11 protein-coding genes are annotated in these 13,065 nt (G+C 41.9%); 10 read left to right on the plus strand and 1 reads right to left on the minus strand.

What is annotated here, in order from left to right; all coding sequences use genetic code 11:
- The first annotated feature begins 63 nt into the window (after positions 1-63).
- The 4 genes from MHI46_RS08755 to MHI46_RS08770 all read left to right on the plus strand — a co-directional run bounded on the left by MHI46_RS08755 (position 64) and on the right by MHI46_RS08770 (position 3,999).
- Positions 64-786 (plus strand): (Fe-S)-binding protein, encoded by a 723-nt coding sequence (locus MHI46_RS08755; protein WP_058838693.1) that lies wholly within the window; start codon positions 64-66, stop codon positions 784-786.
- A 15-nt stretch (positions 787-801) separates the two neighbouring features.
- Complete coding sequence (locus MHI46_RS08760) at positions 802-2,226, plus strand: LutB/LldF family L-lactate oxidation iron-sulfur protein (protein WP_342503224.1); 1,425 nt, start codon at positions 802-804, stop codon at positions 2,224-2,226.
- Positions 2,223-2,945, plus strand: coding sequence for a lactate utilization protein C (locus MHI46_RS08765; RefSeq protein WP_342503225.1), 723 nt, complete (start codon positions 2,223-2,225; stop codon positions 2,943-2,945). The genes MHI46_RS08760 and MHI46_RS08765 overlap by 4 nt, the downstream gene beginning before the upstream one ends.
- Before the next feature lie 145 nt (positions 2,946-3,090).
- Positions 3,091-3,999 (plus strand): DMT family transporter, encoded by a 909-nt coding sequence (locus tag MHI46_RS08770; protein WP_039178879.1) that lies wholly within the window; start codon positions 3,091-3,093, stop codon positions 3,997-3,999.
- 12 nt (positions 4,000-4,011) lie between these two features.
- Here MHI46_RS08770 and MHI46_RS08775 read toward each other — a convergent pair whose 3' ends face one another.
- On the minus strand, positions 4,012-4,203 hold the full coding sequence (locus MHI46_RS08775; protein ID WP_039178883.1) for a TIGR00366 family protein: 192 nt from the start codon (positions 4,201-4,203) through the stop codon (positions 4,012-4,014).
- A gap of 110 nt (positions 4,204-4,313) precedes the next feature.
- On the opposite strand from MHI46_RS08775, the gene MHI46_RS08780 reads away from it, so the two are divergent.
- The 6 genes from MHI46_RS08780 to MHI46_RS08805 all read left to right on the plus strand — a co-directional run bounded on the left by MHI46_RS08780 (position 4,314) and on the right by MHI46_RS08805 (position 13,019).
- Positions 4,314-6,530 carry an RNA ligase gene (locus MHI46_RS08780; protein ID WP_251180781.1) on the plus strand — a complete coding sequence of 739 codons (2,217 nt, stop codon included), beginning with the start codon at positions 4,314-4,316 and terminating at the stop codon, positions 6,528-6,530.
- 64 nt (positions 6,531-6,594) lie between these two features.
- Positions 6,595-7,305 (plus strand): DUF421 domain-containing protein, encoded by a 711-nt coding sequence (locus tag MHI46_RS08785; RefSeq protein WP_039178889.1) that lies wholly within the window; start codon positions 6,595-6,597, stop codon positions 7,303-7,305.
- Positions 7,306-7,532: 227 nt separating this feature from the next.
- Complete coding sequence (locus tag MHI46_RS08790) at positions 7,533-8,111, plus strand: TetR/AcrR family transcriptional regulator (RefSeq protein ID WP_039178892.1); 579 nt, start codon at positions 7,533-7,535, stop codon at positions 8,109-8,111.
- A 21-nt stretch (positions 8,112-8,132) separates the two neighbouring features.
- On the plus strand, positions 8,133-11,276 hold the full coding sequence (locus MHI46_RS08795; RefSeq protein WP_260775973.1) for a bifunctional cytochrome P450/NADPH--P450 reductase: 3,144 nt from the start codon (positions 8,133-8,135) through the stop codon (positions 11,274-11,276).
- A 194-nt stretch (positions 11,277-11,470) separates the two neighbouring features.
- Positions 11,471-12,379, plus strand: coding sequence for a trypsin-like serine protease (locus tag MHI46_RS08800; protein ID WP_144491261.1), 909 nt, complete (start codon positions 11,471-11,473; stop codon positions 12,377-12,379).
- A 259-nt stretch (positions 12,380-12,638) separates the two neighbouring features.
- Complete coding sequence (locus MHI46_RS08805) at positions 12,639-13,019, plus strand: NucA/NucB deoxyribonuclease domain-containing protein (protein WP_228280000.1); 381 nt, start codon at positions 12,639-12,641, stop codon at positions 13,017-13,019.
- The last annotated feature ends 46 nt before the right edge of the window (positions 13,020-13,065 follow it).

A 13,065-nucleotide genomic window follows, 5' to 3' on the forward strand; every position in this document is an offset into this window, starting at 1 on the left:
TATTTAATCATCAGATAATCAGAATGATGAATCAAAATGCAGCAATAGAAAGGAAGTTCGCCGATGAAAGTCCATTTATTCGTTACTTGTTTAGTCGACACGATGCAGCCAAATGTAGGAAAGGCGACAGTGGAAGTATTGGAAAGACTCGGTGTTGAAGTGGAATTTCCAGAAGCACAAGTGTGCTGCGGACAGCCAGCCTTTAACAGCGGCTATACAAAGGAGACAATCAAAGCAGCGAAAAACATGATCAAAGCCTTTGAGTCAGCTGAATATGTTGTGACACCATCAGGTTCGTGTAAGGCGATGTTTTTAGAATATCCTCATCTTTTAAAAGAAGACCGAGTGTGGTCGGCCAAAGCTGAGGCACTTGCCGCAAAAACATATGAATTAACAGAGTTTATTGTTGATATATTACACGTGACAGATGTAGGGGCAAGCCTGAAAGGGAACGCAGCCTATCACACCTCCTGTCATATGACGAGACTGCTGCGTATTAAGGAGGCGCCTTTTACGCTGTTGTCAAATGTCAAAGATTTGACGATGAGACCATTGCCCCGCGCAGAAAATTGCTGCGGATTTGGAGGAACCTTTTCAGTGAAAATGACCCCTATTTCTGAGCAGATGGTTGACGAAAAAGTACAAAGCATAGAGGAGACAGGCGCTGATTATATCATTGGTGCTGACTGCGGCTGCCTGCTGAATATTGGCGGGAGGCTGAACCGTCTTGATAAACCCATCCAAGTGATGCACATCGCAGAAGTATTAAACAGCCGCGGACTTTAAGAGGAGGAACAGCACATGAGTATGAAAATTGGAGAAAAGGCCTTTAAAGAACGGATCGGGAAAGGTTTAGAAGACGCTGTCATGAGAGGTGCTGTCTCCTCAGCACAGGAACGTCTGTATAAAAGGCGGCTGACTGCAAGTGAGGAGCTTGGCAATTGGGAAAAGTGGCGTGAGCTTGGTGAGGAAATCCGGCAGCATACGCTGACGCATCTTGATGACTACTTATATCAATTAAGTGAAAGTGTAAGTGCACGAGGAGGCCATGTCTTTTTTGCAAAAACAAAGGAAGAGGCATCAGCATATATTCAAGAGGTGGCACAGAAAAAAGCAGCCAAAAAGGTCGTCAAATCAAAATCAATGGTCACAGAAGAAATCGAGATGAATCAAGCGCTTGAAGAGGTCGGCTGTGAGGTGGTAGAAAGCGATCTTGGTGAATATATTCTGCAAGTGGATGACCATGAACCGCCTTCACATATTGTGGCACCTGCTCTTCATATGACGAAAGAGCAAATACGGGAAGTATTTCATGAGAAGCTAGGGTATGAGATGTCAGAAACACCTGAAGATATGACGAGTTTTGTAAGAGCCATCTTACGTGAAAAATTCCTAGAAGCTGATATTGGTGTGACCGGCTGTAATTTTGCAGTGGCCAACACAGGGTCCATTTGCCTTGTAACAAATGAAGGGAATGCAGATCTTGTCACGGCTATACCGAAGACGCATATTGCCGTTATGGGAATGGAGCGGCTTGTTCCAACGATGGAGGAACTGGATGTCCTTGTGGGTCTTTTGTGCAGAAGCGCAGTCGGCCAGAAATTAACTAGTTATATTTCTGTAGTGGGACCAAAAGGAGAAGGTGAAGTGGATGGACCAGAAGAATTTCACTTGGTCATTGTGGACAATGGGCGGTCAAATATATTAGGAACGGCCTTTCAGTCTGTTCTCCAATGTATCCGGTGCGCAGCCTGCATCAATGTATGCCCTGTTTACCGGCATGTTGGCGGACATTCGTACGGTTCGATTTATCCAGGGCCAATCGGAGCTGTTCTTTCACCGCTTCTTGGCGGCTATGATGACTACAAGGAGCTCCCCTTTGCATCAAGTCTGTGCGCAGCCTGCACGGATGCTTGTCCAGTGAAAATTCCACTTCATGAGTTATTGATTAAACATAGACAGGTGATCGTAGAAAAAGAGGGCAGAGCGCCTAAAGCTGAAATGCTGGCGATGAAAATGTTTGGCATGGGGGCAGCGTCTCCCGGGATGTATCAATTTGGAACAAAAGCAGCCCCTGCATTGATGAATCGTATGGCGACAAATGGACAAATTTCAAAAGGAATAGGTCCTTTAAAGAATTGGACAGATATTCGTGACCTGCCAGCTCCAAGTAAAGAAAGATTCAGGGATTGGTTTAAGAAGAGACAAAAGGAGGAGCAGCGATGAAGGGGACCATTTCTCACCGAGAGTCGTTTTTATCTCATATCCAGCATCAATTAGGCAAAAACTCTTCCCCATCTGCCTCTATTCAACGGCCGGCATGGAAGCATCAAGTCCAGTGGGATACAAACGGAAGTTTGTCTAAAGATGAATTAGTCGAGCAATTGAAAAAGCAATGTCAGCAAATTCATACAAGAGTAGTCGAAACAACACCGGAGAAAGCGCCCTCGGTATTACGATTGTTGATGACAGAATATGGTGAGGGTGCTGTGATGACATCGTGTGATCATCGCTTTGAACAATATGGTTTCAGCCCTATGTTTGACAGCTTGCAACGAGATGGGATTTCCATCGCCTGCTGGAATACAGATCTATCAAGAGAAGAAAACATAAGGCAGGCAGAACAAGCGAAATATGCAGTTGTGTTCAGTGATTATACCCTTGCAGAATCAGGTACAGTTGTCCTTTCATCCCATCAAGGTCAAGGGAGAGCGCTGCATTTTTTGCCAATGATGTATATCGTGTGTATAGAGAAAAGCTCGATTATTCCGCGAATGATTCAGGCTGTTTCGGCTCTTAATCGCTCAGTAGAAGAGGGGGAGCAGGCGAAAGGTGCCATCCATTTCATATCAGGTCCAAGTAATTCTGCCGATATTGAAATGAATTTAGTGGTAGCGGTCCATGGTCCAGTTCAGGCCATTTATCTGTTAATAGATGATGAATGAAGGCTTTCGTAATGAAAGCTTTTTTTCATCCAACAAGTTGACGCCAGTTTTAAAAAATCATCTTGCCACTAGGTGAATGGACATAGTAAGATGACGACATATAAGATGAACTGCTCATCTACTGCTGATGTAAAGGAAGCTGCTAATGGAAATCAAGACAACTGCTCAAACGAAATCAATTGCATTGCCACTTGTGATTTCGATTATTGCTATTTCGTTTTCTGCAATCATTGTGAAATGGTCAAATGCACCTGCTGCTATTTTAAGTATGTATCGAATGATCTTTGCGGCGGCTTTCATGCTGCCATTTATCCTGCCAAGAAAAAAAGAATTTCTCTCAATAAAACGCAGAGACTGGTTTTTCTTATGTATGTCAGGCTTCTTTTTAGGCCTCCATTTTGTGCTGTGGTTTGGCTCACTGAAGCTGACGACAGTGGCAAGCTCTACCATTATTATCGCTCTACAACCGATGGTGTCCTTATTAGGCGGATTCCTCATTTTCCGTGAACGAACGACGATGTCTGCTCTATTGACGATGTGTGCAGCGATTGTTGGTGCCCTCATGATAGGCTGGGGAGATATTGGTCATAGCAAGGAAGCCATCTTAGGAGATATTTTATCCTTTTTGAGTGTGATCGCTGTTGTTTGTTACTTGTTAATAGGTCAACAGGCTGTAAGAAAAATATCTCATTGGATTTATAGTTTTTGTGTATTTGGTTTTGCTGGTCTTTTTTTAATTTTATTCAATCTGCTTCAGCAAACCCCTTTTATAGGTTATCCGGCTAAAGAGTGGGGAATCTTTTTATTGCTCGCTATCATTCCCACTATGTCTCATGTCATTAATAATTGGCTTTTAACTTATGTTAATGCGACAACTATTTCAATGAGTATACTAGGAGAGCCTGTTGGGGCAACGATCCTTGCTGTATGGCTGCTTGGAGAGAAAGTCACGCTGCTCCAAATGCTTGGCGGTCTGCTTGTTCTTTTAGGTGTCTTTTTCTTTTTGATGCAGCAGCGTCAAGGAATCGTGATGAAAACAAAAAAATCCGGTTAACGCCCGGATTTTTTACTCTTTTAGATCGTTTTTTTCAATCACTTTGTTTAATCTTGCCTCGATTTTTTTCAATTCCATCCGTTTTCTTCTAATCATTCGAAATGCGAGGACAATGATTGTCACAATAAAGGCAATGAATAGAAGAGAGAACACTTGAAATAGAAGATCTCCCATGTTGAATGCCATATTCTCTCCATTAAACATACGTAAAACCTCCTTTTCTATCTATATATTACCATAATCAATAAAAGATTGAGATTTATCCATAATTTATCTATAATAGGTAAAATATCACTCATTAAAGGAGAACCAATATGAGAACTTTAGTCCTTTTACGAGGTCTCCCAGGCGTAGGTAAATCAACATGGATCAAAGAACAAGGCTTAGAGCCTTACACTTTATCAGCGGATCAAATCCGGCTGTTAACCCAGCCGCCGCAGCTATCAGTCAATGGGAAACTAGACATTTCAAGCAAGCATGACCACAAAGTTTGGTCTTTATTATTCGATCTACTCACAGCCCGTATGGAGCGCGGAGACTTTACTGTGATTGATGCGACACATATTTCAAGCAAATCAATTTCTCAATATAAGTCTTTAGCAACATCGTATCGTTATAGGGTGTATGTCGTCGATTTCACGCAGGTGCCCCTTGAGACCGCTCTTTTACAAAATCGCTCACGTGAATCTCACAAAGTGGTGCGTGAATCTGTTTTGTATCAAATGAACGAGCGGTTAAAAACAGAAAAGGTCCCGTCATGGGTGACTGTTTTGAAGCCGGAGGAATATCCGCAAGTGATGACCTATCAGCCTCGATCCTTTGATCAATATGAGGCCATTCATGTTTTCGGGGATATTCACGGTTGTTACACCGCACTTACCACTTATTTGCAAGGAGATATCAAAGAAAACGAACTTTATATCTTTGCAGGTGACCTTCTTGATAGAGGAATAGAAAACAAAGAAGTATTAGAATGGATGCTTGCCCATAGAGAATGCCGGAATGTCATCGTCATTGAAGGCAATCATGATCAGCATTTATACCGGTTTGCACATGGTGAAAAAGTCAGGAGCAATATGTTTAACAGGCATACTGCGCCTGAACTTGAAGCAGCAGATTTTGATTTAAAAGAAGTACGAAAGTTTGTTAGAACCTTTCATCAGCTTACTTATTTTACGTACCATAATCAGACATTTCTTGTTACCCACGGGGGGCTTGCTCATTTGCCAGAAGAGCTTCTGCATGTCTCAACACAGCAGCTCATTCACGGCGTAGGAGAATATTCAGATGACATTGATCACTTGTTTGTTCAAAACACGGCTGGGCTGGATGTCATCCAAATTCACGGTCATCGCAATTTATACAGACTGCCAATTCACGCAGCGGAAAGATCTTATAACCTAGAAGGTCAGGTTGAATTTGGGGGGCAGCTGCGGGTGTTGAAAATCACGGCTGAAGGGATTAAGACTCATGAAATTGACAATCCAGTCTACAGAGCTTCTGAGAAAAAACAATCAGCTGCTGTTCAGCCAGATATTTCACTGGATGATTTTTTAGCCCATTTAGATCAGCATGAATATGTACAGGAATTAAAGCTTCCGCACCATATTTCATCTTTTAATTTTACGAAAAAGGCTTTTAGTGAGCGGCAGTGGGATGATGTGAATGTGAAGGCAAGAGGTTTGTTTGTCAACATGGTTTCTAAGCAGATTGTTTCTAGAAGCTACAATAAATTTTTTAACATTGATGAGCGTCCAGAGACAAGAATGCAGCATTTAGTGAACCATCTACAATTCCCTGTCACCGTATATGATAAAGCAAATGGATACTTAGGAACTGTTGGGTATAACGAAATGGAAGATGAATTGGTGTTTACGTCCAAATCGTATACATCACATGTGAAACAAAATCAGCATGCTTCCTGGGTCGAAGAGCTATTTTATAAGACCTTCGATGACGTGCAAGCTGACTACATCAAATCATACGTCCGTGACCAGCATGTATCTCTGGTGTTTGAAGTCATTTTGCCAGAAAAAGATCCGCATATTATCACATATGAACAAGATCAACTCATTTTACTCGATATAGTGAAGCGGCAGTTAAGCTACGAAAAAGCACCATTCGCTGAAGTGAAAAGATTAAGAAAGCAGCTGGGAATATCCAGCAAGCAGGAAGTGGCTGTTTTCCATGATTGGACGTCTTTTTATAAATGGTATCAAGCGGTCTCTCATGATGACACAATTGAAGAAGAGGGATATGTCATTGAGGACGCTCGCGGCTTTATGACCAAACTCAAGCTCCCTTATTATCAATTCTGGAAGCAGATGCGCGGGATCAAGCAGCGCGTTGCAGAGAAGCGTTCCTCGCAAAAATATATGCATGCTTTGCAAACAGCGGAGCAAGCTAAGTTCTATACGTGGCTTCTTGAGCAAGAAGCAGATCATGTGAGGAATAGCTCAATTATTGAACTACGATCACAATTTGAACATAGCAGTACTGCCCAATTGAATAATGATGAAATAAATGCATAGTCTAACAAAGAGTCTTTTCTAAGGAAAAGGCTTTTTTTGATGCAAATGAAAGGTGGACACTTGCATGTCTGAACATATTGAAGTGATTCTTCGGACAATGTTTGCTTTTGCGATTTTATTTGGAGGAGCACGTCTTTTAGGGAAACAAACCATTGCGCAAATGAATATTTTTGATTTTATAGCAGCCATCAGCTTAGGTTCAATTGCTGCAAACCTGGCGTTTAATACAACGCTGCCGCTACAGCACACAACGATTTCCTTTGTGTCACTTGTCATGATTATTTATGTGATTTCCCTGATTGCATTAAGAAGCCGGAAGATGAGAGGGCTGATGGCTGGTAAACCAACTCTTGTCATACAAAATGGGAAAATTCTTGAAGGAAATATGAAGGGAATGAGATATACCCTTGATTATTTAAATCAGCAGCTGAGAGAAAAAGACATCTTTGACATTAGTGAAGTTGAATTTGCCATGATTGAAACAGATGGGCATATGTCAGTGAAAAAATACCCTTCGTTTGAAAATGTCACACGGAAGGACCTTCAATTATTCATGAAGGCAGAGCGTTACATGCCGATTGAAGTCATCATGGACGGGAAACTCATCCAAAAAAACATACATGAAAATCATTTAACAGAGCAATGGATAGAAGAAGAGCTTAAAAAAAGGCAGCTGTCCTTAAAGGACATTGTGTATGCTGTCCGTTCAAGTAATGGAAGCTTATATATTGATACATATGACGACCACATTCAGTCACCAATCGATCAGGAATGAATGTGTAGTGCTGATGACACCTGCATGACACACATTTGACAATCTTTATAAGTCCTTTGGATGTCATCTGACTAGGTATCATTTCTCAATTATTATTATTTTCAGAAAATGTGGTGACGGAGTAAAATAAGTGTGTTTAAGTATAAATAGATGAAATTGAAATATTAATATAATATACCGTTTGCGGAATGAACGTTCATTCCTATATTTCAAAAGGAGGGGATGAAATGCCAGCAGTGACTGATAAACAAGAACAGATCATGAAAGCTTCGCTGGAACTATTTATAGAACGAGGCTTTGATGGCACCACAATGCCGATGATTTCAAAAAGAGCAAACGTCGGAGCGGGCACCATTTACCGTTATTTCGACAGCAAGGAGGCACTCGTCAATATTTTGTACCAGCGCAGCCTCTCAGCATTTATCGAAAAAATGAACACAAACAGTCCAGATCCAAAGGTAAGTATTCGGGCGTACTTTAAGCATGTATTTTATTGCTTGGTTTTGTTTACAAAGGAGAATCCAAGCGGGCTGTATTTTTTAGAGATTGATAAACGGTCCCATTACTTAGACGAAACGAGCAAAGAGAAAATGCAGCATTTGTTACATGAGCTGTTCCTTATCTTTGAAGAAGGGAAAAAGGATGGAATTCATCCAAACCTCTCTGGCAGAACCATTTTATCGATTGTATTTGGTGCTTTTGTGCAGCTGCATAAACAAATTCTTGCAGAAGAAATAGAGCCAACAATTGAATTTTTAGAGGAGATTGAGCAATGTTTATGGCGCGCCATCAGCGTTGCATCATAAAGAGATAAAGGGAGTGGGCATATGAAGCAAACATCAATCATTCCAAAACCAAAAACATACGGACCTTTTAAAAATATTCCCCATATAAAAAAGGGGGAGCTTTCTCAAACCTTTTGGCGGCTGGCAGATGAATTAGGACCGATTTTTCAGTTTGAATTTTCAAATGCAACAAGTATTTTTGTTTCCAGCCATGAGCTTGTCAAAGAAGTATTTGATGAGAGCCGTTTTGATAAATTTATTGGGACTAGTCTCAGTAAAGTAAGAGCCTTTGCAGGAGATGGGTTATTTACGAGCTGGACAGAAGAACCGAACTGGAGAAAGGCTCATCAAATCTTGATGCCAGCATTCAGCCAGCAGGCCATGAAGGGCTATCATGAGATGATGCTCGATATTGCGACACAGGTTGTACAAAAATGGCAAAGAACAGGCCGCGATGAAGAAATTGAAGTAGCTGAGGATATGACAAAGCTGACTTTAGATACGATCGGCCTTTGCGGTTTTGATTTTCGCTTTAACAGCTTTTATAAAGAAAACCAGCATCCATTTATAGAGAGCATGCTGAAAGGCTTAAATGAAGCAATGGAGCAGTCGAGCCGATTGCCGATTGCCGATAAACTCATGATCAAAAGACGAAAAGAATTTGATCAGCATGTCGATTTTATGAAGCGATTAGTAGATGACATTATACAGGAACGAAGAAAACAAGATAAAACAGGCGATGATTTACTGTCACTTATGCTGCATGCAGAGGACCCTGAAACAGGTGAACGTTTATCTGATGAAAATATCCGTTATCAAATCATCACCTTCTTAATTGCAGGGCACGAAACAACAAGCGGACTGCTATCCTTTGCGATTTATTTCTTATTAAAGAATCCAGAGAAATTAAAGAAAGCTGTCCAAGAAGCAGATGAGGTGCTGCAAGGCGGATTGCCGACATTTAAACAAGTGCAAAAGCTAAGCTACACTCGTATGGTGTTAAATGAAGCCCTTCGCCTCTGGCCTACGGCGCCTACATTCTCTCTTTATGCGAAAGAGGACACAGTAATCGGGGGAAAATATCCGATTCACAAGAATCAAAGTGTCTCTGTTCTGCTCCCTAAATTACACCGTGATCCAGCGGTATGGGGCGAGGATGCTGAAGAATTTAAACCAGAGCGGTTTACGCATCCTGAGAAAATCCCGCAGCATGCTTACAAGCCTTTTGGGAATGGACAGCGTGCATGTATCGGTATGCAGTTTGCCCTGCATGAAGCTACGATGGTTCTCGCGATGGTTCTGCATAATTTAGAGTTAATTGATCACACATCTTATGAGCTTGATTTAAAAGAATCTCTGACGATTAAACCAAACGATTTCAAAATCAAGGTGCGGCCAAGGAAGCAACAATTCTTTATGGCACCACCGAAAGAAGAACCGAAGAAAAGCAACCAATCTAGTGAGTCAAAAGTGCCGAGTCACGGTACACCGCTGCTAGTTTTGTACGGATCGAATCTTGGCACAGCAAAGCAAATAGCGAACGAATTGGCGGAAGACGGGAAAGCAAAAGGATTCGATGTGACCACTGCGCCGCTTGATGAATATACACGCCAATTGCCAGATACAGGCGCTGTCCTCATCGTGACCGCTTCATACAACGGATATCCGCCTGACAATGCGAAGCAATTTGTGGATTGGCTGGCGCAGGATGAGGAGCAGGATTTATCAAACGTGACATTTGCGGTCTTTGGATGCGGAGATCGAAACTGGGCGAGCACGTACCAGCGGATCCCCCGTCTGATTGATGAGGCCCTTGAAAGAAAAGGTGCCAAACGTGTAGCTGATTTAGGAGAAGGTGATGCAGGTGGTGATATGGATGAGGATAAAGAAATTTTCCAGAAAACTGTCTTTGAACAGCTTGCAAAAGAATTTAAGCTCACCTTCCAAGAAAAGGGGAAGGAAAAACCAAACCTATCAGTTGCTTATACGAATGAGCTAGTGGAGCGTCCTGTAGCCAAAATATATGATGCCTTTTCAGCTGTTGTATTGAAAAATGAAGAATTACAATCAGAAAAAAGCACGAGGCAGACAAGACATATTGAACTGAAATTGCCAGCTGGAAAAGCATACAAAGAAGGAGATCATATTGGGATTGTACCGAAAAATAGTGATGCACTCGTTGAGCGTGTGACCCGCCGCTTTAAACTAAATCCAGAGCAGCATATCAAGCTTTCATCTGAGAAAGAGGCAAGTCATTTACCATTAGAACAGCCGATTCCAATCAAAGAATTACTCGCCTCACATGTTGAGCTTCAAGAGCCTGCGACACGTACACAGCTAAGAGAGCTCGCAGCACATACGGTATGTCCGCCTCACCGCGTGGAGCTTGAACAAATGGCTGGAGAAGCATATCAAGAAGCCATTTTAAAGAAACGAGTAACCATGCTGGATTTATTAGATCAATATGAAGCGTGCGAGCTGCCGTTTGTACACTTTTTGGCGCTTTTACCAGGTTTGAAACCGCGTTATTATTCGATCTCTAGCTCGCCTAAGGTAGATGAAGAAAAAGTCAGTATCACAGTAGCAGTTGTAAAAGATAAAGCGTGGAGCGGTAGAGGAGAATATGCCGGAGTTGCCTCAACCTATTTATGTGGTCTAAAAGAAGGAGAAGAAGTAGCCTGCTTCCTGCATGAAGCGCAAGATGGATTCCAGCTGCCTCTTTCATCAGAAGTGCCGATGATCATGATTGGACCAGGTACAGGAATTGCTCCATTTAGAGGATTTGTTCAGGCAAGAGAAGTGTGGCAGAAGGAAGGGAAGCAGCTAGGCGAAGCCCACTTATATTTTGGCTGCCGTCACCCTGAGGAAGATGATCTATATTTTGATGAAATGCAGCTTGCCGCGCAAAACGGAGTTATCCATATCCATCGTGCTTATTCTCGTTACGATGAGCAAAAAGTATATGTCCAGCATTTGTTGAAAGAAGAAGGCGGCATGCTCATCGAATTGCTTGATCAAGGTGCCTACCTTTACGTGTGCGGAGACGGAAAAGTCATGGCCCCAGATGTAGAGGCTACACTAATCGATCTCTATCAAAACGAGAAACAATGCTCGAAGGAAACAGCTGAAAATTGGCTGACAGCCCTTGCAAATGACAATAGATATGTAAAAGATGTGTGGAGCTGACAAAGAGGAAAGACCGCCAATTAGGCGGTTTTTTTCTGTTCACATAGAAAGAGATCGATAGAATGAAGGTTGGGAAGTTACAAAACACCTAATTTAAATATGAAATATTTTGTAAAAAATAAGAATATTCTCTCATTTACTCCAATATGAAACAATCGTATGATTTTTGATATAGGACATAAAGGAGGAATATGATGAAAAAGGTGAAAATGTTACTCCCTTCTCTTCTCGTTTTTGGTGCTTTAAGTGTGCCTAGTTTTGCCCATGCCGCATCGGATTCAGTACTAACGTCTGATTATGACATGGTGACTTCTGATGGAAAAGTGATTTCTTCAAGTGATTTCCACAATGATACGAAAGCCCCCTCATCCTTTGACAAAGTGGATGATCTTTCTTCTACTGTTGGCGAAAAAGTAAAACCACTATCAAAATATTTAAAAGATTTTCAAACAAAAGTCGTCATTGGAGACGATGGTAGAACCAAAGTAGCAAATACAAGAATAGCACCATACAATTCGATTGCTTATATTACATTTGGCGGCTCCAGCTGTACAGGGACACTCATTGCTCCTAATAAAATTTTGACAAACGGACACTGCGTGTACAATACGGCATCGAGAAGCTATAGTGAAAAAGGAACCGTATATCCAGGTATGAATGATAGTACTGCGGTGAACGGTTCGGCAAAAATGACTGAGTTCTATGTGCCAAGCGGGTATATTAATACTGGTGCAAGTCAATATGACTTTGCCGTAATCAAAACCGATACGAATATTGGCAATACGGTCGGCTACCGATCCATCCGCCAGGTGACAAACTTGACTGGGACAACCATTAAAATCTCAGGATATCCTGGTGATAAAATGAGATCGACTGGCAAGGTGTCACAATGGGAGATGTCAGGTCCTGTGACGAGAGAAGATACGAATCTAGCATACTATACGATTGATACATTCAGCGGAAATTCAGGTTCTGCGATGCTAGATCAGAACCAGCAAATCGTTGGAGTTCATAACGCTGGGTATTCAAACGGAACGATGAATGGCGGTCCAAAAGCGACAGCTGCCTTTGTTGAGTTTATAAACTATGCGAAAGCGCAATAAAAAATAGAGCTTGTTTCCTTCATAGGGGACAAGCTTTTTTGTATGAATTCATTTAATAGAGGATTCATTTTTTTAACCTGTGGATTTGAGATTGAGAGCTACATCAATTTTTTCACATGTCATTCGCGAACCACTCATACATTAAAATGTCACATTTCCTTTAAGTCAAAATCATGCTTGAGATGGATGAGGAGGTCACGCGCTTTTGAAGATGAAAAGAGGCTGGATCGCTGCTGTCGCTTTATGTTTTGTGATATGGATGGGCATGTTGTTAGGTGGATTTGGAGAGAAGCAGGCAGCAAAAGGGGCTGATCGATATGATCATGTCGTTCAATTTCCAAAGGAAAGGTACCCTGAAACAGGCAGTCATATTCAAGAAGCCATTCGAAAAGGGCATTCAGATGTGTGTACCATTGACAGGAATGGAGCAGATGCCCGCAGGCAAGAATCATTAAAAGGGATTCCGACAAAACCTGGATTTGACCGGGATGAATGGCCGATGGCGGTTTGTCTTGAGGGAGGAAAAGGCGCAAGCGTTCAATATGTCAGTCCATCTGATAATAGGGGAGCAGGCTCATGGGTCGGGCACCAAATCAGCGGATTTCCTGATGGGAAAAGAATATTATTCATTGTGAAATAAATCTGAGGAAAAGGCACCCCTCGAGCGGGTGCCTTTTTTGTTTATG

The sequence above is a fragment of the Bacillus sp. FSL K6-1000 genome (genome assembly GCF_038630785.1).
Lineage (GTDB): Bacteria > Bacillota > Bacilli > Bacillales > Bacillaceae > Bacillus > Bacillus safensis.

What these genes read in the sequence shown, in the direction of transcription:
- MHI46_RS08755 (WP_058838693.1), top strand. Translation starts at nt 64, where the DNA reads ATGAAAGTCCATTTATTCGTTACTTGTTTAGTCGACACGATGCAGCCA.
- MHI46_RS08760 (WP_342503224.1), top strand. Translation starts at nt 802, where the DNA reads ATGAGTATGAAAATTGGAGAAAAGGCCTTTAAAGAACGGATCGGGAAA.
- MHI46_RS08765 (WP_342503225.1), top strand. Translation starts at nt 2,223, where the DNA reads ATGAAGGGGACCATTTCTCACCGAGAGTCGTTTTTATCTCATATCCAG.
- MHI46_RS08770 (WP_039178879.1), top strand. Translation starts at nt 3,091, where the DNA reads ATGGAAATCAAGACAACTGCTCAAACGAAATCAATTGCATTGCCACTT.
- MHI46_RS08775 (WP_039178883.1), bottom strand. Translation starts at nt 4,203, where the DNA reads ATGTTTAATGGAGAGAATATGGCATTCAACATGGGAGATCTTCTATTT.
- MHI46_RS08780 (WP_251180781.1), top strand. Translation starts at nt 4,314, where the DNA reads ATGAGAACTTTAGTCCTTTTACGAGGTCTCCCAGGCGTAGGTAAATCA.
- MHI46_RS08785 (WP_039178889.1), top strand. Translation starts at nt 6,595, where the DNA reads ATGTCTGAACATATTGAAGTGATTCTTCGGACAATGTTTGCTTTTGCG.
- MHI46_RS08790 (WP_039178892.1), top strand. Translation starts at nt 7,533, where the DNA reads ATGCCAGCAGTGACTGATAAACAAGAACAGATCATGAAAGCTTCGCTG.
- MHI46_RS08795 (WP_260775973.1), top strand. Translation starts at nt 8,133, where the DNA reads ATGAAGCAAACATCAATCATTCCAAAACCAAAAACATACGGACCTTTT.
- MHI46_RS08800 (WP_144491261.1), top strand. Translation starts at nt 11,471, where the DNA reads ATGAAAAAGGTGAAAATGTTACTCCCTTCTCTTCTCGTTTTTGGTGCT.
- MHI46_RS08805 (WP_228280000.1), top strand. Translation starts at nt 12,639, where the DNA reads ATGGGCATGTTGTTAGGTGGATTTGGAGAGAAGCAGGCAGCAAAAGGG.